This window comes from Flavobacterium plantiphilum (genome assembly GCF_046000495.1).
In the GTDB taxonomy this organism is placed as follows: domain Bacteria; phylum Bacteroidota; class Bacteroidia; order Flavobacteriales; family Flavobacteriaceae; genus Flavobacterium; species Flavobacterium plantiphilum.
Map to the genome: position 1 here is coordinate 76,025 of NZ_JBELQA010000003.1, position 21,785 is coordinate 97,809.

Sequence of the window (21,785 nt, forward strand, 5' to 3'; positions counted from 1 at the left end):
CGTTAAGAAAATTACTCATATAAAAAAGCGGTCAAAGGACTGGAAGCAACTGCCTGAGAATATTGTTGTCCCAGTTTAGCTTCAAAAGCTTTCCTTCCTGCAATAACAGCTTCTTTGAATGCTTCCGCCATCAATTTTGGGTTTCCGGCTACTGCAATGGCGGTGTTGACTAAAACGGCATCAGCACCCAGTTCCATTGCTTTTGCCGCATCCGAAGGAGCTCCAATTCCAGCATCAATAATCACAGGAACCTTAGATTGTTCGATAATGATTTCCAGAAAATCAATGGTTTTTAATCCTTTATTACTGCCAATAGGAGAACCAAGCGGCATTACAGCTGATGTTCCTGCATCTTCTAATCGCTTGCACAAAACCGGATCAGCATGAATGTAAGGCAAAACGATAAACCCCAGTTTTGCTAATTCCTCAGTGGCTTTTAAAGTTTCAATAGGATCCGGTAAAAGATACCTTGGGTCGGGATGAATTTCCAGTTTGAGCCAGTTTGTTTCCAAAGCTTCCCTGGCTAACTGAGCCGCAAAAACAGCTTCTTTTGCATTTCTGGCGCCTGATGTATTGGGTAATAAATTGATTCGGGGATGTTTTAAATGGGATAAAATTGCATCGGTTTCGGTTTCTAAATCAACACGTTTTAAGGCAACGGTCACCAGTTCGCTTCCGGATGCTAAAATGGCCTCTTCCATTTGGGCATTCGAACCAAATTTTCCTGTTCCTAAGAATAAGCGGGATTCAAAAGTTTTGTCTCCAATATTAAATGGTTGCATATAATTTCTTGTTTAAATCATTAATTAATTGTACAGGATTTTTACTTTCTGTAATTAATCCCGAAACAGCTATTCCGTGTATTCCTGTTTTCAGGATATTTTCGGTATTTTCTAAAGTAATACCTCCAATAGCATAAATAGGAATTTTGATATTTTCAGTGTTTAATTTGTTCAGGATGGAAGTATAACCCTCCAGTCCTAAAATAGGACTTAAATTTTCTTTTGTTACGGTATATTGAAAAGGACCAAGTCCAATGTAATCACATTTTTCTTCAATTCTTTGCAAAACATCTTCTATGGTATTAGCTGTTCCTCCAATAATTTTTTCGTAGCCTAAAATGGTTCTTGCTTCTTCCACTTTCATATCAGACAGCCCTAAATGAACTCCATCGGCATGAATTTCTTTTGCTAAATGAACATTGTCGTTAATTATAAAAGTAGCATTGTTCACATCACACAGCTTTTTTGTATATTCAGCTAAAGTGTACAATTGCAATTCAGGTGCATTTTTAAACCGCAGTTGTATCCAGTTACAGCCACCTTCGAGTGCTTTTCTAATATTGTCTAACTGCTCTTCACTTGTTTGTCCTTGCGAAATGTACTGTAATTTCTTATTCATAATGATATCCAATTAAATTGTAGGTTGATTTGAGGTAATTTTCGACATACCTTTTAGCATAACGGCAAGAAGTTGTTAAATCTTGTCCTAATGCCAGATTAGCTGTAACAGCAGATGACAAAATGCAACCTGAACCGTGCTTTTTAGGAAGTGAATTTTCATCCGTTGAAAGCTTTATGAACTCATTTTTCAGATATAAATAATCAACACCAATTTCTTCCTGACGATGACCGCCTTTGAGTAAAACGGCACAGTAGACTGACAGTTCAGCTGCAATAAAATCAGCGTCCTTTTCCTCAGAAGACAATTTTAAAATCTCATTGTAATTAGGTGTAATCAGGTCAGTTTTTTCTAAAACAGCAATCAGATTATTTTGGTTTTGGATGTTTAAAAAGTTAAATTCAGTGGTTGATTTTAAAACAGTGTCCCAAATAATTTTTGTCTTTGGCGAAAGCTTTTTTATCAAAAAGATAATCGATTTTAAGTATTGTAAACTGGGAATGATACCTATTTTTACCGCTTTGATTTCATAAGAATCAAATAAAGTTTTGATAGATTGCAATACAAACTCAATAGTTGTCCATTTAATGGCAACAAATTTATCTTCGGTCTGAATGGTATTGGCTGTATTGATGGCAAGGCCATATACTTTATGCTGCTCAAATGTTTTTATATCAGCGAGGACGCCTGCACCAGCCGAAGGATCAAAACCTGCAATACTTAGAACGAATGGGCGATTTGTTGACATAATAAGAAATTTTTAACGGGTTTTTCTGAATTCCAAATAGTTCCTAAGAGTGCTACGTCATCAAAACCATGTTCTAAAGTTTGTTTTACATTTGCTGCCGAAATTCCCCCTAGAGCAACCAGTTTCGTGTTGAAATTGGTTCTTTTTTTTACTTCTTCGAACAAATCTGTTTTCGAAATATAGTTTTCCTTGGAAATTGAAGGGAAAACAGGACTCAAAAATGCATATTCGTAGTCGTCGTTTGAAAGCGTATTAAATTCAGCTGTCGAATGAGTTGATGTTGAAATAATCCCATCAGGGTTCGAAACTCTGATAGAGTTGGTTCTGGCTTTTTCAGTGAAATGAATTCTGTTTATTCCTAAATCTTCGGCTAAATGATGATGGCTATGCAAAACCAGTTTTTGACTATATTTCAATCCAATTGAAGTTACAAAATCTGTGATTTCTCTTTCGGAAAAATTTGGTTTTCGAATATGAAATAGATCCATTCCTTCTTCAAAAAGAGCATGGATGGTATTGATTTCGTTTGCTATCGCAATTGGATTGGATATAATTATCATTTTAAGAATTTAGAATATAGAACATAGAAAAGAGAGAATAGACAGTAATCGAAAATAAATCAAATCTATATTCTCTTCTCTATGTTCTTTTTTCTTTTTATACGTAAATCTCTTTTCCTTGTTCAATAAATTCCTCTGATTTCTCCTGCATTCCTTTTTTAGCTTCTTCCACATCACGGATTTCCTGTGATATTTTCATGGAACAGAATTTTGGTCCACACATCGAGCAAAAATGCGCTACTTTAGCTCCATCAGCAGGTAAGGTTTCGTCATGGAATTCACGTGCTGTATCTGGGTCTAATGAAAGGTTGAATTGATCTTCCCAACGGAATTCAAAACGGGCTTTACTTAAGGCGTTATCACGGTATTGCGCTCCCGGATGACCTTTGGCTAAATCGGCAGCATGAGCAGCAATTTTATAAGTAATCACACCATCTTTTACATCTTTTTTGTTGGGTAAACCAAGGTGTTCTTTTGGAGTTACATAGCACAACATTGCACAGCCATACCAGCCAATCATCGCTGCTCCAATAGCTGAGGTAATGTGGTCGTAACCCGGAGCAATATCAGTAGTTAATGGTCCAAGAGTGTAAAAAGGAGCTTCAGAACAATGTTCCAATTGCTTGTCCATATTTTCTTTAATCATGTGCATTGGTACGTGTCCTGGTCCTTCGATAAATACCTGAACATCATGTTTCCAGGCAATTTTAGTCAATTCGCCCAAAGTCTCTAATTCGGCAAACTGAGCGGCATCATTTGCATCGGCAATAGAACCCGGACGTAAACCATCTCCAAGAGAAAAAGCCACATCGTATTGTTTCATGATTTCGCAGATTTCTTCAAAATGCGTGTACAGGAAATTTTCTTTGTGGTGAAACAAACACCATTTAGCCATAATAGAGCCTCCACGAGAAACGATTCCCGTAACACGATTGGCAGTTAAATGAATGTATCTTAAAAGAACTCCGGCGTGAATGGTGAAATAAGAAACGCCTTGTTCTGCCTGTTCGATCAGTGTATCACGGAATACTTCCCAAGTTAAATCTTCAGCAATTCCGTTTACTTTTTCAAGAGCCTGATAAATTGGCACCGTTCCAATTGGCACGGGTGAATTTCGGATAATCCATTCTCTGGTTTCGTGGATGTTTTTTCCGGTTGATAAATCCATAATCGTATCCGCTCCCCAACGGCAGGCCCAAACCGCTTTTTCAACTTCTTCTTCGATAGATGAAGTTACAGCACTGTTTCCAATATTAGCATTAATTTTTACCAGGAAATTACGTCCCACAATCATCGGTTCACTTTCAGGGTGATTGATGTTGTTAGGAATAATGGCACGACCAGCGGCAATTTCAGAGCGTACAAATTCGGCAGTGATTTTGTTTTTTGGTGTGTTAGCGCCAAAACTATGACCTGGATGTTGGCATTGCATGGCTTTAGTTTGATTTTCTATTTGCTCAATACGTTGGTTTTCACGAATGGCTATGTATTCCATTTCAGGAGTAATAATTCCTTTTTTGGCATAATGCAATTGAGAAACATTGGCTCCTTTTTTAGCACGCATCGGTTTGTGCAGGTATTCAAAACGCAAATGATTCAGTTTCACATCATGCAATCGTTCCTTTCCGTAATTAGAAGTGATTTCGGTTAATTCTTCTACATCACCACGGTCTAAAATCCATTGTTCGCGAATGCGAGGTAATCCTTTTCTAACATCTATTTCAATATTCGGATCCGTGTAAGGTCCTGATGTATCGTAAATGGTTACCGGTGGATTATGTTCAACACCGCCTTTGGATAATTTAGTGTCAGATAATTTGATTTCGCGCATCGCCACTTTTATTGGGTGGATTTCACCATCGATATATACTTTGGTCGAATTAGGAAAAGGTTGTCTGGATATTTGTTCTTCGTTTGTCATATTTTTTTAATTGAAAGATTTAATGATTAAAAAATTGAAAGATTGAAGAAGTGGATTTGATAAATATTTTAATCCTTAAATTTTTCAATCTTTAAATTAAAATATTAGCCGCCCTGAGTGGCAGAAATTATTAGAATGTCGTCAGTTTCATTGAGGAATTGAGAATCCCAATTGGATTTAGGGATTACATTGTTGTTGACAGCTACCGCAATGCCATTTTGTTTTTGTGGAATTTCAATATCGAGCAGTGCTTGGATGCTTAGTGCATTTGCCTGAAATTGTTTGATTTGGTTGTTGATTTTTAGTTCCATTCCTTTCATTTTTTAGATAAAAAATACTTTAGGAATGGCTACAATTGCCCAAAAATGGGACTATGGAAGTCATCTTACTTTTCCCTACGCTGGTGTTAACCAGATCAGGTTCAGAGGGTAAAATCTCAGCCTTTTTCCGAATTATCGGAGCAGACACCCCTAAAGTGTAAGACAAATGTAATCAAAAAGATAGAAATAGATACTCCGGAATCAGAAGTTTAACAATTTTGTGCAGAATATTTGTAAACCGAAACAGCTTATTGGTTTCTTGTCCAACAGCTTTCGATATGGTCATTGACCATTCCTGTTGCCTGCATATGAGCATAAACAACAGTAGAACCAACAAATTTAAATCCCCTTTTTTTTAAATCTTTGCTAATCGTATCCGAGAGTGGAGTAGTGGCGGTAACGTCTTTCAGTGTTTTGGGTTTATTGTCAATAGGTTTACCGTCTGTAAAACCCCAGATGTATTTAGAAAAACTACCATATTCTTCTTGGATTTTTATGAAATTTTGTGCGTTAGTTACTGCCGAATAGACCTTTAATTTGTTACGGATAATACCGGGGTTTAATAGCAATTCCTGAATTTTATCATCAGAATAAAGGGCTATTTTTTTATAATCGAAATTATCAAATGCTTTACGGAAGTTTTCTCTTTTATTGAGAATAGTAATCCAGCTTAATCCAGCCTGAAAGGTTTCCAGTAGTAAAAATTCGAATAAAGTTGCATCATCATAAACAGGTTTTCCCCATTCCTGATCGTGGTATTCTTTGTATAAATCGCTGGATAAACACCAGCTGCATCTGTTTTTTTCTTCCATGATTACGGTTTGTGAATGTATTTTTCAATAATTGAATGACCTAAATATATTAAAGGGGTTAGTAAAACCGCAATGATTAATTTTACAAAATAACCTGTAAATGCTGAGGAAATATATTGTTCGGTGGTGATTTTTCCGGTCATCCAAAAAGCAATTCCAAGGACAATAAAACTATCAAATAACTGAGAAACAACGGTAGATCCTGTACTTCTCAGCCAAATCATTTTGTTTCCTGTTTTGTTTTTAAAAAAATGGAAAATAGTGACATCGATTAGTTGTGAAACAAGAAAGGCAGTAATACTCCCTACAATAATCCACATACTTTGTCCAAAAACACCATTAAATTGCGCATCACTGACCAGTCCTTCTCCTTTTACAGCAGGGATTTTTAAAGCAAAATAGAGTAAAATAAAGCAATAAGAAATCAGGCAGGCTGTGATAACGGAGAGTTTTTTTACTTCTTTTTGACCAAAATATTCATTAATTAAATCAGTAGTTAAAAAAACCACCGGCCACGGTAGGATTCCAATGCTCATTAGATAAGGGCCAATATAAATAAGTTTTCCTCCTATTAATTCGGCTACAATAGCATTCGTTATAAAAATTCCGGCAAGAATGACAAATACAGTGTCTTTTCTGGATTGTGACATAGTAACAATTTGTATTCAAATTTAGACTATTATTTTGAAAAGACATAAAAAAAGAAATCCATCTCATGTAAAACGAGATGGATTTGTATGGGGAAATTTTAGGTGTTTTTTGATTATCCTAAAGTAACTCTTTTGAAACCTGTAATTTCAACATTGAATCCTTTAACATAGTCAGCTACTTTTTTACTGTCATCTTTGATAAAGTTTTGATCCAATAAAGCTTTTTCCTGATCTAAAGTAGTGTTGTCAGAGATGAAACGTTGTACTTTTCCAGGAATAATTTTATCCCAAATTTGCTCTGGTTTACCTTCTGCTTTTAATTCAGCTTTAGCATCTTCTTCAGCTTGTTTGATAACTTCGTCAGTTAATTGAGCGAAAGAAATATATTTAGGAACATTTTTCAAAGTTTTACCTAAACGTTTTGCTTCTTCATTTTCTTTTTCAATTACTGCAATACGAGCATCTAGTTCAGCAGCGATGAAAGCAGGATCAAAATCTTTGTAAGATAATGTGTCAGCTCCCATAGAAGCAACTTGCATAGAGATATCTTTAGTTAATGTCTCTGCGTTAGCAATTGGAGCAGAAATAGCTGTTAATGCAGCAATTTTGTTAACGTGAACATAAGATCCAACGTAAGCACCTTCTAAAATTTCAAAACCACCGATTTCGATTTTTTCACCGATAACTCCGGTTTGCTCAATTAATTTTTCAGCAACTGTAATTCCGTTGAAATCAGAAGCTAAGAAATCTTCTTTAGAAGAGAAATTGATTGCTTTTTCAACTAATTCTTTAGCTAAAGCTACGAATGTTTCGTTTTTACCTACGAAATCTGTTTCACAGTTTAATGTAATGATAGCTCCTTTAGTTTTGTCAGCATTAATAAAAGAAACAGCAGCTCCTTCAGAAGACTCACGGTCAGAACGGTTAGCGGCTACTTTTTGTCCTTTTTTTCTAAGGTTTTCAATAGCTTTATCGAAATCTCCTTCAGCTTCAACTAAAGCTTTTTTACAGTCCATCATTCCGGCACCTGTAGCTTGTCTTAATTTGTTTACGTCTGCAGCAGTAATTGTTGCCATAATATATCTTGTGTTTTAATGTTAAAAGTAAAAATTCCAATTTTCAAATCCCAAATCCCAACGTTATCAGATCGTTAAAAATCTGATTTTGGAATTTGGAATTTAAAACTTGGAATTTAAAAAATTATTTATTCTTCAGTTGCCGGAGCAGCAGTTTCAGTTGCTACAGGAGCTTCTTCAGTTGCAGCAGCTTCAGCAGTTTCTTTTTCAGAACCTCTATCAGAAAGTCCTTCGATAACCGCAGCAGTTACTAAAGATAAAATTTTATCGATTGATTTAGAAGCATCGTCGTTGGCCGGGATAACGTAATCTACTTCACGTGGATCAGAGTTAGTATCAACCATTGCGAAAACTGGAATGTTTAATTTTTGTGCTTCTTTTATTGCGATGTGCTCAGCTTTGATATCTACTACGAACAATGCAGCTGGAAGTCTTGACATATCAGCGATTGAACCTAAGTTTTTTTCTAATTTAGCACGAAGACGATCTACTTGTAAACGCTCTTTTTTAGATAGCGTGTTAAAAGTACCATCTTTCTTCATTTTATCAATAGAAGACATTTTTTTAACTGCTTTACGGATAGTAACAAAGTTTGTTAACATTCCACCAGGCCATCTTTCAGTGATGTAAGGCATGTTTGCAGCAGCTGCTTTTTCAGCAACGATGTCTTTTGCTTGTTTTTTGGTAGCAACAAATAATATTTTTCTACCTGATGTAGCAATTTTTTTCAAAGCTTCGTTAGCTTCTTCAATTTTAGCTGCAGTTTTATATAGGTTGATAATGTGAATACCATTACGCTCCATATAAATGTAAGGAGCCATGTTTGGATCCCATTTTCTAGTCATGTGTCCAAAGTGAACACCTGCTTCTAGTAATTCTTTTACTTCTACTTTGTTTGACATTTTTTGTACTAGTTTACGTTCTGTTGAGTAAGCAATGCATGAATGGCGGTTTCCCGGCTAAATGCATTTAGATGCTAAACTAATTTCTCACCTCAGTGAGACAACAACAACATTGTTTAAATTCAATAATAAATTCAATAAAGTCTTGCTCCTGTGAACAAGACAGGCAATATTAACGTTTAGAGAACTGGAATCTCTTACGAGCTTTCTTCTGACCGAATTTCTTACGTTCAACCATTCTTGGGTCTCTTGTTAATAAACCTTCTGGTTTTAAAACACCTCTGTTTTCAGCATTTACTTCACACATTGCGCGAGCGATTGCCATTCTTACAGCTTCTGCCTGACCAGTTACACCACCTCCGTAAACATTTACTTTTACGTCAAAGTTAGCTGCATTTTCTGTCATAGACATTGGTTGCATTACTTTGTACTGTAAAGTAGCTGTAGGGAAATAAGTTGCAAATTCTTTTTTGTTTACAGTGATTACTCCTGTTCCTTCTGAAACATAAACACGTGCAACAGCGGTTTTTCTTCTACCGATTTTGTGAATAACTCCCATTACTTAAGATCGTTTAGGTTAACAGTTCTAGGTTTTTGAGCTCCTTGTTTGTGCTCAGCTCCTACAACAACATTTAAATTTCTGAAAAGTTCAGCTCCTAATTTATTTTTAGGTAACATTCCTTTTACTGCTTTTTCTACCAAAGCTGCAGGGTTTTTTGCTTGCAATACTTTAGCAGTTAAAGTTCTTTGTCCTCCTGGATAACCTGTGTGACGCATGTAAATTTTCTCGTCCATTTTGTTACCTGTAAGGTTGATTTTCTCTGCGTTGATAACAATTACGTTATCTCCACAGTCCACGTGTGGGGTATAGCTTGGCTTGTACTTTCCTCTTAAAATCATAGCGACTTTAGAAGCAAGACGTCCTAAGTTATGACCCTCTGCATCTACAACGATCCACTCTTTAGTAGAGTTTGCCTTTGTAGTTGAAATTGTCTTGTAGCTTAATGCGTTCACAATAAAAATTTTTTAATTAAACATTCCATCCCCAATAAAGGGGTTGCAAAAGTACAATTAATTATTTTAAAACCAAATACCTTAAATGAATAATTTTTTTTAGGTTTTGTGCTGATAATCAAATGAATATTTATTGTGCGTTATGCCGGTCGTTTTTTATAATTTCGGTTGCTGTTTTGGTTCTAAAATTATCTTACATTTGATTTGAAAAAGAATTTGATTATCTTGCAATCTTGCAATCGAAAGAAAAAGACACAATAGGATTTTTTTAATGTAAAGATGATATATTTTTTAGAATATAGATTCAGCAATCCATTATAAGACAATAATTCATTATGAAAGTTAAAGCAACACTGAAGCAAATTGCAAAAGAACTGAATGTTTCTGTTTCTACAGTTTCTAAAGCGCTGAATGATAGTCCGGAGATTAGTAATCAGACTAAGGTAAAGATTAAGGAGTATGCTAAACTCAAAAATTACAAACCTAATATTATTGGTTTGAATTTAAAAAACAGAAAAACAAAAACGATAGGGGTAATTATCCCTAATATTTTGAATTCTTTTTTTGCCAAAGTTTTTAGTGGAATCGAAAAGGTAGCCGATGCAAAAGGATATAACGTAATTACTTGTATTTCGAATGAATCCTTAGTCAAAGAAATCAATACTTTAGAGATGTTGAGTAATGGAACTACCGATGGCTTTATATTGTCCGTTTCACAGGAGGCTCAAAAACTTCAGGATTACTCTCATTTTATCGATATTATTAATGAAGGTACACCAATTGTGATGTTTGATCGCATTGCTGATGAAGTAGAGTGTGATAAAGTAGTGGTAGATGATTATGATTCGGCATTAAATGTTACCCAACGTTTAATTGATACCGGTTGTAAAAATATTGCATTGATTTCCTCGGTAGATGATTTAAGTGTTGGGAAATTAAGAACCGAAGGTTATTTGAAAGCCTTGGCTGATAATGGAATTGCAGTAAACGAAAATATTATTCTTCGCACTAATTCTGAAGATGATATGAAGAAAAAAATTGAAGCTGTTTTTGAAAATAATGCTATAGATGGTGTTTTTGCTTTAGACGAACGTGATTCGGTTGCAGCTTTGAAAGTAGCGATTAAAAAAGGTTATAAAATTCCGGAAGAGTTATCCATTATTGGTTTTGCTGATGGAATTTTGGCTTCCCGACGCTTGACACCAAGTTTAAGTACAGTAAGCCAACATGGAGTAGAGATTGGAGAAGTAGCTGCCAAATTACTCATTGAACGTTTGGAAGGTGATGAAGAAAATGAAGCACCTTATCAAACTGTTGTAATAAAAACGAATCTAAAAGAAAGAGAATCTTCCAGAACAAAAAAATCCATCCCGAAAACTTTCGGGACTAAGAAATAAGAAATGGATTTTTTGTTTAAAGTGTTGTTTGTTGCTGAAATCTAAAATTAATAACAATAAAGGGCTTTAATTCAGGTTGTATTTGAATTTAGGATTTTTATACTTTTTTAATTTTTCAAAAGAAACTAAAAAAGTTTCTTGACAAGCTCTCATTGCATGTGGAAAAGAGGGAGTGAATTCGATCCCTTTTTCGGTGTAAATCCATCCTTCAGCGTTCCACCATTTGTCTAAATCTGTCAAATCACAAGGTTCTTCTTCGTTGTCCTTAGGTTTTTGAAAATGTTGTTCAGCGTTTATAATTGCATATAGTTTTGGGGCAAAATAGGTCTGTCTGTATTTAACCCAATTGTTAAAACTACTTTCCTTTTCGGTGGTAACACTTTTGTCAAATGCGATTATATGATCTAGTTCGTAGTTTTGTCCGGTGTTTAAGTCGATTAAATATCCTCTAGTACTAGTGTCGGGATAAGCTCCACCACAGTAATAATCCGAAAAAACTTTAAATCCAAGTAAATCGTTATTTAAAAATGTAAAATCGGCTTCAAATGATATACCGCCTCCTGTGTTGTAGTTGTTATCAGTTGAGCAGTCCAACTGCCATATAACATTTTTAATGTGAATTTTTTCTAAAACAGCATTGACTTTGTTTTTGCTGTTTTCGGAAAAATTATCTCCTAACCTAAAAAAAGGAACATTACAGTGTTTTTCAGAATACCAATCGATTGTTTTGTTCTTATAAAAAGTGGTTTTTTCTTTTTTGAATTCAAGGAATTTCAATTTTATGAGATCAAATTTTTCGTCTGTGTAATAAACATCTGTCAGAGTCGATTTGTAATTAGTAAAATCAATAGGAGACAGTTTCACGGGAAATGATTTTCCTTGAGCATTATTCCATGTTCCTTCAAAATTAGTATTAGCTACTTTTTTCAGGGTAAATTTTTCTCTAATTGTGTCGTTATGTTTCACTATAAAAACAAATTCCTTATTCTTAAATGAACCTTCCAACGGAATGTCTTTTAATGAATTTTGATAGAAATAAGTCGCATTAGGTTCGTCAGAAGAATCTAAAACATTTATTTGCATAAAGATTTTACTTTTTGCCAAAGTACCTTCTAAATAATAGGTCTGACTTTGACAAAATATCGATATGGTTTGAAATAAGAAAAAACACAGGATTATTTTCTTCATAAAATTATATATGCTAATTTTTACTGCCTTCTAAAATCTAAAATCTGCAATCTAAAATCCTAATGCGCTTCCAGCCAGTTTTTCCCCATTCCTAAATCGACAACTAATGGAACTTCTAATTTAAAAGCATTTTCCATTTCGTGTTGAATCATCGGTTGGATTCGTTCTAATTCGGAGTTGTGAACGTCAAACACAAGTTCGTCATGAACCTGCAATAACATTTTCGATTTCCAGTTTTCGGCGATTAATTTATTATGAATATTAATCATCGCAATTTTGATAATATCAGCTGCTGATCCCTGAATAGGGGCGTTCACTGCATTTCGCTCCGCACCACCTCGAACCACAGCATTTTGTGAATTAATATCTTTTAAATAACGACGGCGACCGGAAACTGTTTGCACATAACCATGATCTCTGGCAAAATCGATTTGCTCGCCGATATAGGATTTCAATCTTGGATACGATTTGTAATAAGCATCAATGAGTTCAGCACTTTCAGAGCGGGACAGATTGGTTTGATTCGAAAGCCCAAATGCCGAAACACCATAGATGATTCCGAAGTTTACCGTTTTAGCGTGACTACGTTGTTCACGGGTTACCTCTTCAAGTGGTACATTGAAAACCTTTGAAGCAGTCGATCTGTGAATGTCTTCATTGTTTTGGAAAGCTTTAATCATATTTTCTTCACCACTCAAAGCCGCAATCACGCGTAATTCTATTTGGGAATAATCGGCAGAAACCAGAGTGTAATCTTCGTCACGCGCAATAAAAGCTTTACGGATTAATCGTCCTCTCTCGGTACGGATAGGAATGTTTTGTAAGTTTGGATTATTCGAACTCAAACGTCCCGTTGCCGCAACAGTTTGCATATAATCGGTATGAACGCGACCAGTTTTGGTGTCAACCTGGTTTGGTAAAGCATCAATATAGGTACTTTGTAATTTTACCATTTGGCGCCATTCCAGAATATCACGCACAATTTCGTGTTCGTTAGCCAGATAACTCAGGACTTCTTCGCCAGTAGCATATTGTCCGGTTTTGGTTTTCTTTTGTTTGGCACCGCCTATTTTCATTTTGTCAAACAAAATATCCCCGAGTTGTTTTGGCGAAGCCAAATTGAATTTTTCTCCTGCAGTTTCGTATATTTTTTGTTCCAATGCGTTGCTTTCGGCAGCCATTTTGACCGACATGCTTTTTAAAAACTGAACGTCTAAGTTGATTCCTTCTGTTTCCATTGCTGCCAGAACAGGGATTAGCGGAATTTCAATCTCGTCAAATAGTTTTTGAGTAGCTGTTTTTTCTAATTCTCCTGCAAATAATTCTTTTAATTGAAAAGTTACATCGGCATCTTCAGCAGCATATTCTTTGATGTCTTCCAATGCTACTTCGCGCATCGATTTTTGATTTTTTCCTTTTTTACCAATTAAATCTTCAATGGATTTTGGCGAATATTTTAAATAGGTTTCCGATAAAATATCCATATTATGACGCATATCCGGATTAATCAGATAATGCGCAATCATGGTGTCGAATAATTTTCCGGCTACATGAATGCCGTAATTCGATAATATTTTTAAATCGTATTTGATATTTTGACCAATTTTTTCGATGGTTTCGTTTTCAAAAAAAGGAATAAATTTCTCTGCCAAAGCCCGTGCTTCTTCCTGATTTTCCGGAAAAGGAACATAAAATGCTTTTCCTTTTTCGTAAGCAAATGAAATACCTACTAGTTCAGCATGCAAAGCATCTAATCCGGTGGTTTCGGTATCAAAGCAAACAGAGGTTTGTTTCAGTAAATTTTGCAATAATAATTTAATGCCCAGATCGCCCTGAATAATCTGGTACGAATGGGGGGTGTTCTCTAAGGTGCTGTAAAATTGCAGGTGCGATACTTCGCTGTCATGAGTAGGCAGCGTGCTCGAAAAAAGATCAAATTGCTCTTCGTTCTTAGGTTGCGGTTTTTTGTATAATTTGGTTTCGTCAACTGCGGTTGCCTCATTTTGGGTCACCTGCGACGGACTTTTAAAAATAGCATCAAATTGTTCTGCCATTCTTCTAAACTCCAGTTCATGAAACAGAGCATCTGTTTTTTCTACGTCCGGAGTAGAGAGTTCATAATCTGTTTCGTTGAAAGCTACCGGGCAATCAATGCAGATGGTAGCTAGTTTTTTTGATAATAATCCTAACTCGGCATTGGCTTCAATTTTTGTTTTAATAGCGCCTTTAAGCTGGTGTGTATTCGCTAATAAATTTTCGAGTGAACCAAATTCAGCCAGGAATTTTTTAGCCGTTTTTTCACCTACACCCGGTAATCCGGGAATATTATCGGCAGAGTCGCCCATCATTCCCAGATAATCAATCACCTGTTCCGGTCTTTCTATTTCAAATTTTGCTAAAACTTCCGGAATTCCCCAAATCTCGATTCCGTTCCCCATACGGGCGGGTTTGTACATAAATATATTTTCGGAAACTAACTGGGCAAAATCTTTATCAGGAGTAACCATAAAGACTTTGTAGTTTTGTTTTTCAGCCTGCTTAGCAATCGTTCCGATCAAGTCATCGGCTTCATAACCCGCTTCTTCAATAATAGGAATATGCATGGCATTTAGTAAGGCCTGTATGTAAGGAATGGCTATTTTAATAGCTTCGGGAGTAGCATCACGGTGGGCTTTGTATTCCGGATAAAGTTCGTTACGCATATCACTGCCGCCTTTGTCAAAAGCTACCGCCAGATGATCCGGTTTTTCACGCTTAATGACATCCATTAACGAATTCATAAATCCCATAATGGCCGAGGTGTCCATGCCCTTAGAATTAATTCTTGGATTTTTAATAAAGGCATAATACCCTCTAAAAATTAAAGCATAGGCATCGAGTAGGAAAAGACGTTTTTGTGACATTGAATTGTAAATTGAATTTAAAATGTAAAAATATAGAATTCAATTTACTTTATGATTATTTCTAATTGCTTTGTTGAGATTGCTTTGTTGTAGGATAAATAATTTTTCTCAATCTTGTCATCCCGAAGAATGAGGGATTTCATTCAGTAATTCCGTAAAGATTGGGTAAAAGTGATAAATCAAATAATTTGTGTGTTAGCCGCGTTACAAACGCTTCGTTTTGTTTTTACAAGAAAGTAGGCACTCGATGCACTCGAGCGCCAGATTTGGGTTGGTTTGTATAACTTGAAAAGATTGTCTCTTTTATATCCTGCAAGGTTTTTTTGTTGACCTTGTAGGTGTTTAAATTGAAAAACAAACTTATATCTACAAGGTTTTAGAAACCTTGCAGGATATAATAATTGTAATTTGTATTGGATTTTGTTTTTCAAAAAAATGACATTCGGTGCAATTGAGCGTTAAATTGAGGGATAGGTTCTTTATTCGTATGTTCTATATTAAACTTTAATTACTTTTAAGATAATGCTAACAACAAAAACTATCTGAGAAAAAATCATACCGAATAACGTTGTTACACATATATAAGTTAAGTATTGGTTGATTTTTATAGATTTTAAAATTTCTTCAAAATTTTTAGTCGGATTATTGTTGATTCTTTTTAGTAACAACCATATTAAAATTAGACCTCCAATGGTTAGAATAGTATGTGTATAGGTTATCCACTGGTTTAACTGTATTCCTTTTTTGTCTAAGCAGAAATAAATTAAGCCAAGAAGAAAATAAAATACAGCCAAGAGAATTCCTAAGTGTAAATTTAGAATAACAAAATAGGTGTCCCCAATATTGATATCAAAGGTGTTTTTCGGTTTGTAATATGAAAATGCAAGTATTAAAGGGATGATTAAAAAGAAAAAATGATGCGGTTTGTTAATAGCTAAATTCATTTTGAATGATATTTTTTCAAATATATTAAAATATTCTTACAAAATTAATTAATGGAATCAAATCGTTCTCTTTAGCCCTGATCGTAGCGGCATCCTTTTTATTTTGTCCTTCGATCCTTCGATGAACTCTGGACAGGCTAAGCTCAGGATGACAAAATAAAAAGATAGAGCGGAGAGCAGGAGAGAACGTAATTAAATACTTTATTATTCTGCTCCTAAAAATGCGGTATCAAGTTAAAGTTTGTTTAAGATTTTCTAAATTACGGGGAAGATGTTGTTATTTTGTGTAAAAATATATTCAAATGGGTTTTAGGTTGCTCTTTTTTGTGGTGTTTCTTTTTGTGATTGAACTCTACGCTTTTCAGGCTTTTAAGACAATTGTAAAGGATAAGTGGTTTCTGGTAGCTTATGGTGCTCTGAGTTTTGCTGTTTTAATTTATATCGTTTATGGGTTTTTTAGCTTTGACCGTTCGGTGGGGCAAACGCATCAAACAATGTTTCTAATGGGCTTAATGCTGGTGATTTATGTTCCAAAAATCGTTTTGGCAATTGTTTTATTAGGTGAAGATATTTTTAGAGTAGGAGCAAGTGTGGTTAATTATTGTATGTATAATTCGCCGCGGAGTGAAATAATGCCTGACAGACGCAGGTTTATAAGTCAGTTGGGTCTAGGTCTTGCCGCGATTCCGTTTTTGTCTTTACTGTATGGGGTGACAATTGGGAAATACAATTATAAGGTGATTAAACAGCGTATTTTTTTTCCTGATTTGCCTGATGCATTTGATGGTTTTAAGATTACTCAAATTTCAGATGTGCATTCGGGGAGTTTTGATAATCCGGATAAAATTAATTATGCAATTGATCTGATTAATGAGCAGGATTCGGATATGATTTTGTTTACGGGTGATATTGTCAATACACATGCTAACGAAATGCATCCGTGGATTGAAACTTTTAAACGGATAAAAAAACACGAATACGGTAAATATTCTGTTTTAGGAAATCATGATTATGGGGAATATGTTACCTGGTCAAATGAAGCTGATAAAGTGCAAAATTTTAAAGAGATAAAAGATTTGTACGGGCAAATTGATTTTAAACTGATGTTAAACGAACATACTCTTATTGAAAAAGGGAATGATAAAATTGCCTTAGTAGGTGTTGAAAACTGGGGAAATAATTTTAAAAAAGCCGGTGATTTAAATAAAGCTTCGGAAGGTTTAGGGGAAAAGGATTTTAAAATCCTGATGAGTCATGATCCCAGTCATTGGGATTTTGAAGTAAAAGAACATACAAAGAATTTTCATTTGACTTTTTCGGGTCATACCCACGGAATGCAGTTTGGTATTGAAATTCCGGGTTATTTTAAATGGAGTTTAGCGCAATACGTTTATGCGCAATGGGCAGGTTTGTATGAACATTTAGGTCGTTATGTGTATGTAAACAGGGGATTTGGTTTCCATGCATATCCCGGAAGAGTGGGAATTATGCCAGAAATTACAGTTATCGAACTAAAAAAAGGGGATAAAGTAACATAATTCGTTAAAAATGCTACATTTGTAGATAAGAAATATTATTTTTTTCTTAGATTTAAAAAATTAATTCGTTGGTTTTATGTCAAAATTTGGAGAACTTATAAGTGCACACGTTCCTGTGTTAATTGATTTTTACACAGATTGGAATGAATCTTCGGTTTCTATGCACGATGTGATTAGAGATGTTGCGGCTGCTTTGGGTGATAAAGCAAAAGTAATAAAGATTGATGTGGATAAAAATCAAGAACTTGCCGAAGCATTACGAATTAAAGGATTGCCTACTTTGATGGTGTATAAGAACGGTCAGATGGTTTGGAGACAATCCGGAGAATTAGATGCAAATTCGCTAATAAGCATCGTTCAGGAGCAAATTTAGTTTTTTATTGTTTCGAAAGAAAAGTGATTTTCTACCAGGTATTCAAGTACTTTGGGTAATACATATTTTAGATTTTCGAAAGCTTTTATGCTGTCGTGAAATACGATAATACTTCCTGACCGGGTGTTGTTTACCACATTTTTCAGGCATTTTTCCTTAGTGATGTTTTGGTCAAAATCAGCACTAAGAACATCCCACATTATTATTTTATAGCCTTTTTGTCTGAGCTTTTTAGCCTGGGCTCTTTTTATTTTACCGTAAGGTGGGCGGAAAAGTTGGTTGTCGGTTGTTTGTGGTTTGTTGTTGGAAAACTGATTACTAATTACTGAACACTGAACACTATTTTCTATGTATTCGTTAGTATTTGTTTTCCATCCATTCAAATGGTTGAATGTGTGATTTCCTATTGCGTGTCCTTTTTCGATTACTTTTTTGAAGATTTCAGGATGTTGCTCTATGTTTTTTCCAATACAAAAAAAAGTAGCTTTGGCATTATATTGTTCTAATTGATTTAAAACCCATGCTGTTATTTCGGGTGTAGGACCGTCATCAAAAGTAAGGTAGATTTTATTTTCTTTATTAGGGATGTCCCAAACATAGTTAGAAAATAGTTTTTTAATAAGACGATTTGTTTTAACCCAATAAGCTTTCATTTGTAAAAAAAGTTTAAAATTAAAGATAAAAAAAATGTAGCAATCTTGTGTTTGAAGATTGCTACATTTTTTTTTAAGAAAATAGATTTTCTTTTATTCTTTATCTCTTCCGAAACGCTCGAAGATATCAATATAGGTGTTGAAAGTAGCCCGGTGTTTCTGGAAAAAAGCAGTATCGTTGTTTTTCTTCATTACTCCCAGCAGCGCTCTGTAGCGTTCAATGTCTGTAACAATATCGATAACAATATCAGACTGGTCTGTCGCGCTCATCTTACTGTAGTAATTTAAGTTTTCTTTGTATTTACCTACTAACTTATTTAGAAGTTGCTGTGCTTTTTCTTTTTCACCTACCTGATAATATCCATTGGTAAAAGGTTCTAATAAGGAATAGTAGCCAAACTTGTCTACAGGCATTTTTTCCATGGCTAAATTAATTACTTTTTTAGCCTTGTCCATTTTACCTTCTTTAATCAGTTGATCCATTAATCGGGAAAGATTTGTTCTGTAAGTAATACTTTCACGGCGGGTTTCAGGGTCGTGATAAATATCACCATTACTGTTGCCCCAATCCCATTTCATTACAATGTTGTACATTTTATCAGCATCAATTTTTCCCATTTCCATAGGATTACCGTCTTTAGGAATAGTAGTTTTTACAGGAATCAGTTTGTAAACCATACCATCCAGTTGAAGGTAATCTTTCATCCAAAGATATTCTTCATCTTCAAAAGCTCCTCCGCTAAAATAGATTGGTCTTTTCCAATTGTTATTTGCAATAAGGTCGAGCATCATTAGTCTGTTTTTGTATAGGGCACTTCCCTGAATATCGATATCTATGTAAGGAACAATTGAGTCGTAATCTTTCTCAGATACCATTTTGTTTTTAATAATAGCATTTTTGTCCACAGGTATTCTAACCTGATTAGTAGGGTAGAAATGAATGGTCTGACCGTTTTGCATGTCAACAGTTGATTTAGGATGTTTGATAAAATCCATAAATCCTTTTACGGTCCAGCGGCTTTTTATCTTTGGAATACTGACCACATAATCTAATTTATCTCCCACATATTGATCGTGTGTAAACGAAATAGGCAAAGGATCAGATTCATAAGTTTTAGTTTTCATCTGATCAATGTACCAATCGGTCATGAAAAGGCTGGTGTTTACAATTTTTACATCGGTTCTGATGCTTTCAATTTCTTGTGCATACCATAACGGGAAGGTATCATTGTCTCCAATAGTGAATAAAATGGCATCAGGATCACATGAATTTAAATAGGCTTTTGCCATTGCTAACGCAGTGTATTTCCCAGAACGATTGTGATCATCCCAGTTTTGCGAAGCCATTAAAACCGGTGCAGCTAATAAAGAAGCGGCTATAATTACAGGACCGGCAATTTTTGCGTTCAGGTATTTAGTAGCACTTTCGTATAACGAATAAACACCAAGTCCGATCCAGATAGCAAACACATAGAAAGAGCCTACTAAGGCATAATCTCTTTCTCTGGGTTCAAAAGGTCTTTCATTAAGGTAGATTTTTAATGCAATTCCGGTAAAAAGAAATAGTATCAACAGCACATAAAAACTTTTTAAGTCTTTCCCTGCATGATACATTAAACCGATAAGTCCCAGGATAAAAGGGATGAAATAATAAACATTACGGCCTTTGTTGTTTAAGGCATCCGTAGGTAGATTGTCTTGCGGACCTAAGTGGATTTCATCAATAAACTTAATTCCGCTTAACCAGTTTCCGTCCTGATTGTCATATCTCCCCTGATTGTCGCTCTGACGCCCAACAAAATTCCACATTAAGTATCTCCAATACATATAGCCAAATTGAAATTCAACCATGAAACTAAGATTGTCTGCTGTGGTAGGTTTTTCAATGATTAAATAATCACTGTAGCTTCTTAGGAATTTTACATAACCTTCATTATCAATTTGTTTCTGAGCATATGCTTTCCTGAATTCGCTAATGGTTTTTTCTACTTCATTTCTTAATTGTGCAGTAGCTCTATTGTAATCTTCTTCAGATAATTTGCTTGCGTCAATTCCGTAGCGTGCTAAATCATTTTCGTATGGATAATTAGGATTTATCTTGAATTGAGGCGGATTAGTAAAGTTGATATAGTTTTCAATATTGCCTGTGCTCCACATTCTTGGTAAGAACGCTTTTTGGGAATCATCGCTATTCTGTTCCGCATTTTTATAGTTGTTTACAATAACATACTTTCCGGTTTTGTAATCTCTCTCGTAGTTAGGTGCTTTATCGCGGTATGGATTATCAGGGTCTAAACCAACAAAGGTTTCCGTGTACTGAGGGCCATAAAACAAAGGGTTTGAGCCATACTGTTCTCTGTTGTAATAAGCCAGAACTTCTCGTGCGTCTGATGGTTTGTTTTCGTTAATAATAACATTGGCATTAGCGCGAATAGGAAGCATCAGCCAGGTAGAAAAACCAATTAAAATAAATAAAATACAAAGAATAAGTGTGTTGTATGTTACTAAACCTTTGTCTTTAGTGAATTTTAGGCCAAAATAAAAAGCAGCGATTAGTGCTAATGCAGCTAAAATAGTTCCGGAGTTAAACGGCATTCCAAGGCTATTTACAGTGAAAACTTCTGCTTTTGCAAAAAATGCCATAGTTAAAGGAAGCAGTAATTTAAAAATAAATAATAAAACAGAGATCACAACCACATTGGCTATGATGAAGTTTTTGATTGTTATTGTTTTGTAATTTTTAAAATAATATAAAAATCCAATAGCCGGAATGGTTAATAATGCCATAAAATGCACTCCAAATGAAAGTCCTGTTACTAGTGATATAATAAGTAGCCATTTATTTCCTCTTGGTTTATCCATATCCTGTTCCCAGCGTAATCCAAGCCAAAAAAGTAAGGCGATCAGTAAAGAGGCCATTGCATATACTTCGGCTTCAACAGCGTTGAACCAAAAACTATCCGAGAAAGTATAAGCTAAAGCACCTACAAAGGAACTTCCTAAAATTACAATGCCATTATTTTTATTGTATTCTTCAGAGCTGTTTATGATTTTTTTCAAAATCATAGTGGAAGACCAAAACATAAAAAGGATTGTAAAAGCGCTCGAAAAAACAGAAGTCATATTCACCATTAAAGCAACATGTTGAGGACTTGCGGCAAACATGGCAAAAAAAGCACCAATCATTTGAAATAAAGGGGCTCCCGGCGGATGACCAACTTCCAGTTTTGCTGCTGTGGCAATATATTCTCCACAATCCCAAAAGCTCATTGTGGGCTCAACAGTAAGAGAATAGGTTATTAATGCGATTCCAAATGCAAGCCATCCGATGATGGTATTCCATTTTTTGAAATTGAAAGACTCCTTATTCATGTAATAAAATTTA

General features: G+C 35.0%; 20 protein-coding genes and 1 riboswitch. Of the genes, 3 read left to right on the forward strand and 17 right to left on the reverse strand.

All coding sequences use genetic code 11. The features are described from left to right. Positions 1 to 11: 11 nt before the first annotated feature. From ABS764_RS05740 to rplM, 12 genes are all read right to left on the reverse strand, one after another. Positions 12 to 782, reverse strand: coding sequence for a thiazole synthase (locus ABS764_RS05740; protein ID WP_408080847.1), 771 nt, complete (start codon positions 780 to 782; stop codon positions 12 to 14). Continuing rightward, positions 769 to 1,401, reverse strand: coding sequence for a thiamine phosphate synthase (locus tag ABS764_RS05745; RefSeq protein ID WP_408080848.1), 633 nt, complete (start codon positions 1,399 to 1,401; stop codon positions 769 to 771). The genes ABS764_RS05740 and ABS764_RS05745 overlap by 14 nt, the downstream gene beginning before the upstream one ends. Beyond that, positions 1,394 to 2,149, reverse strand: coding sequence for a hydroxymethylpyrimidine/phosphomethylpyrimidine kinase (locus ABS764_RS05750; protein ID WP_408080849.1), 756 nt, complete (start codon positions 2,147 to 2,149; stop codon positions 1,394 to 1,396). Before ABS764_RS05750 ends, ABS764_RS05745 begins: the two co-directional genes overlap by 8 nt. Continuing rightward, complete coding sequence (locus ABS764_RS05755) at positions 2,122 to 2,709, reverse strand: thiamine phosphate synthase (RefSeq protein ID WP_408080850.1); 588 nt, start codon at positions 2,707 to 2,709, stop codon at positions 2,122 to 2,124. The genes ABS764_RS05750 and ABS764_RS05755 overlap by 28 nt, the downstream gene beginning before the upstream one ends. A gap of 97 nt (positions 2,710 to 2,806) precedes the next feature. After that, on the reverse strand, positions 2,807 to 4,630 hold the full coding sequence (thiC, locus tag ABS764_RS05760; RefSeq protein ID WP_408080851.1) for a phosphomethylpyrimidine synthase ThiC: 1,824 nt from the start codon (positions 4,628 to 4,630) through the stop codon (positions 2,807 to 2,809). A gap of 104 nt (positions 4,631 to 4,734) precedes the next feature. Continuing rightward, the gene (gene thiS / locus ABS764_RS05765; RefSeq protein WP_408080852.1) at positions 4,735 to 4,941 is read right to left on the reverse strand and encodes a sulfur carrier protein ThiS; all 207 of its coding nucleotides are present in this window, start codon (positions 4,939 to 4,941) and stop codon (positions 4,735 to 4,737) included. 64 nt (positions 4,942 to 5,005) lie between these two features. After that, positions 5,006 to 5,112, reverse strand: a riboswitch (TPP riboswitch). 86 nt (positions 5,113 to 5,198) lie between these two features. Continuing rightward, positions 5,199 to 5,762, reverse strand: a complete 564-nt coding sequence (locus tag ABS764_RS05770) for a DNA-3-methyladenine glycosylase I (protein ID WP_408080853.1) — start codon at positions 5,760 to 5,762, stop codon at positions 5,199 to 5,201. Between the two features lie 2 nt (positions 5,763 to 5,764). Further along, positions 5,765 to 6,412 (reverse strand): queuosine precursor transporter, encoded by a 648-nt coding sequence (locus tag ABS764_RS05775; RefSeq protein WP_408080854.1) that lies wholly within the window; start codon positions 6,410 to 6,412, stop codon positions 5,765 to 5,767. Between the two features lie 113 nt (positions 6,413 to 6,525). Continuing rightward, complete coding sequence (gene tsf, locus ABS764_RS05780; protein WP_408080855.1) at positions 6,526 to 7,488, reverse strand: translation elongation factor Ts; 963 nt, start codon at positions 7,486 to 7,488, stop codon at positions 6,526 to 6,528. A gap of 128 nt (positions 7,489 to 7,616) precedes the next feature. Beyond that, positions 7,617 to 8,390 carry a 30S ribosomal protein S2 gene (rpsB, locus tag ABS764_RS05785; protein ID WP_408080856.1) on the reverse strand — a complete coding sequence of 258 codons (774 nt, stop codon included), beginning with the start codon at positions 8,388 to 8,390 and terminating at the stop codon, positions 7,617 to 7,619. Positions 8,391 to 8,562: 172 nt separating this feature from the next. Next, positions 8,563 to 8,949 carry a 30S ribosomal protein S9 gene (gene rpsI / locus ABS764_RS05790; RefSeq protein WP_408080857.1) on the reverse strand — a complete coding sequence of 129 codons (387 nt, stop codon included), beginning with the start codon at positions 8,947 to 8,949 and terminating at the stop codon, positions 8,563 to 8,565. Beyond that, complete coding sequence (gene rplM / locus ABS764_RS05795) at positions 8,949 to 9,404, reverse strand: 50S ribosomal protein L13 (protein WP_128193672.1); 456 nt, start codon at positions 9,402 to 9,404, stop codon at positions 8,949 to 8,951. The genes rpsI and rplM overlap by 1 nt, the downstream gene beginning before the upstream one ends. Positions 9,405 to 9,739: 335 nt before the next feature. Between rplM and ABS764_RS05800 the strand changes: the two genes are divergently transcribed. After that, a complete protein-coding gene (locus tag ABS764_RS05800; RefSeq protein WP_408080858.1) occupies positions 9,740 to 10,801 on the forward strand; it encodes a LacI family DNA-binding transcriptional regulator in 1,062 nt (353 codons plus the stop codon). Positions 10,802 to 10,867: 66 nt separating this feature from the next. Here the strand turns inward: ABS764_RS05800 and ABS764_RS05805 are convergent, their stop codons facing one another. The 3 genes from ABS764_RS05805 to ABS764_RS05815 form a co-directional block, all read right to left on the reverse strand. Beyond that, positions 10,868 to 11,884, reverse strand: coding sequence for a hypothetical protein (locus ABS764_RS05805; protein ID WP_408080859.1), 1,017 nt, complete (start codon positions 11,882 to 11,884; stop codon positions 10,868 to 10,870). Positions 11,885 to 12,048: 164 nt separating this feature from the next. After that, a complete protein-coding gene (polA, locus tag ABS764_RS05810; RefSeq protein ID WP_408080860.1) occupies positions 12,049 to 14,892 on the reverse strand; it encodes a DNA polymerase I in 2,844 nt (947 codons plus the stop codon). A 497-nt stretch (positions 14,893 to 15,389) separates the two neighbouring features. Further along, positions 15,390 to 15,836 (reverse strand): hypothetical protein, encoded by a 447-nt coding sequence (locus ABS764_RS05815; protein WP_408080861.1) that lies wholly within the window; start codon positions 15,834 to 15,836, stop codon positions 15,390 to 15,392. A gap of 302 nt (positions 15,837 to 16,138) precedes the next feature. On the opposite strand from ABS764_RS05815, the gene ABS764_RS05820 reads away from it, so the two are divergent. After that, positions 16,139 to 17,374: a metallophosphoesterase gene (locus ABS764_RS05820; protein WP_408080862.1), complete on the forward strand. Its 1,236-nt coding sequence runs from the start codon at positions 16,139 to 16,141 to the stop codon at positions 17,372 to 17,374. Between the two features lie 76 nt (positions 17,375 to 17,450). Then, a complete protein-coding gene (locus ABS764_RS05825; RefSeq protein WP_073241610.1) occupies positions 17,451 to 17,747 on the forward strand; it encodes a thioredoxin family protein in 297 nt (98 codons plus the stop codon). On the opposite strand, the gene ABS764_RS05830 is transcribed toward ABS764_RS05825, so the two are convergent. Then, positions 17,744 to 18,400, reverse strand: coding sequence for a polysaccharide deacetylase family protein (locus ABS764_RS05830; RefSeq protein ID WP_408080863.1), 657 nt, complete (start codon positions 18,398 to 18,400; stop codon positions 17,744 to 17,746). The two genes, ABS764_RS05825 and ABS764_RS05830, sit on opposite strands and share 4 nt — an antisense overlap. Before the next feature lie 93 nt (positions 18,401 to 18,493). Then, positions 18,494 to 21,772, reverse strand: a complete 3,279-nt coding sequence (locus ABS764_RS05835) for a glycosyltransferase family 117 protein (RefSeq protein ID WP_408080864.1) — start codon at positions 21,770 to 21,772, stop codon at positions 18,494 to 18,496. Positions 21,773 to 21,785 lie beyond the last annotated feature (13 nt).

Coding starts and splice junctions, on each gene's coding strand:
- ABS764_RS05740 (WP_408080847.1), bottom strand. CDS start 782: ATGCAACCATTTAATATTGGAGACAAAACTTTTGAATCCCGCTTATTC.
- ABS764_RS05745 (WP_408080848.1), bottom strand. CDS start 1,401: ATGAATAAGAAATTACAGTACATTTCGCAAGGACAAACAAGTGAAGAG.
- ABS764_RS05750 (WP_408080849.1), bottom strand. CDS start 2,149: ATGTCAACAAATCGCCCATTCGTTCTAAGTATTGCAGGTTTTGATCCT.
- ABS764_RS05755 (WP_408080850.1), bottom strand. CDS start 2,709: ATGATAATTATATCCAATCCAATTGCGATAGCAAACGAAATCAATACC.
- thiC (WP_408080851.1), bottom strand. CDS start 4,630: ATGACAAACGAAGAACAAATATCCAGACAACCTTTTCCTAATTCGACC.
- thiS (WP_408080852.1), bottom strand. CDS start 4,941: ATGGAACTAAAAATCAACAACCAAATCAAACAATTTCAGGCAAATGCA.
- ABS764_RS05770 (WP_408080853.1), bottom strand. CDS start 5,762: ATGGAAGAAAAAAACAGATGCAGCTGGTGTTTATCCAGCGATTTATAC.
- ABS764_RS05775 (WP_408080854.1), bottom strand. CDS start 6,412: ATGTCACAATCCAGAAAAGACACTGTATTTGTCATTCTTGCCGGAATT.
- tsf (WP_408080855.1), bottom strand. CDS start 7,488: ATGGCAACAATTACTGCTGCAGACGTAAACAAATTAAGACAAGCTACA.
- rpsB (WP_408080856.1), bottom strand. CDS start 8,390: ATGTCAAACAAAGTAGAAGTAAAAGAATTACTAGAAGCAGGTGTTCAC.
- rpsI (WP_408080857.1), bottom strand. CDS start 8,949: ATGGGAGTTATTCACAAAATCGGTAGAAGAAAAACCGCTGTTGCACGT.
- ABS764_RS05800 (WP_408080858.1), top strand. CDS start 9,740: ATGAAAGTTAAAGCAACACTGAAGCAAATTGCAAAAGAACTGAATGTT.
- ABS764_RS05805 (WP_408080859.1), bottom strand. CDS start 11,884: ATGCAAATAAATGTTTTAGATTCTTCTGACGAACCTAATGCGACTTAT.
- polA (WP_408080860.1), bottom strand. CDS start 14,892: ATGTCACAAAAACGTCTTTTCCTACTCGATGCCTATGCTTTAATTTTT.
- ABS764_RS05815 (WP_408080861.1), bottom strand. CDS start 15,836: ATGAATTTAGCTATTAACAAACCGCATCATTTTTTCTTTTTAATCATC.
- ABS764_RS05820 (WP_408080862.1), top strand. CDS start 16,139: ATGGGTTTTAGGTTGCTCTTTTTTGTGGTGTTTCTTTTTGTGATTGAA.
- ABS764_RS05825 (WP_073241610.1), top strand. CDS start 17,451: ATGTCAAAATTTGGAGAACTTATAAGTGCACACGTTCCTGTGTTAATT.
- ABS764_RS05830 (WP_408080863.1), bottom strand. CDS start 18,400: ATGAAAGCTTATTGGGTTAAAACAAATCGTCTTATTAAAAAACTATTT.
- ABS764_RS05835 (WP_408080864.1), bottom strand. CDS start 21,772: ATGAATAAGGAGTCTTTCAATTTCAAAAAATGGAATACCATCATCGGA.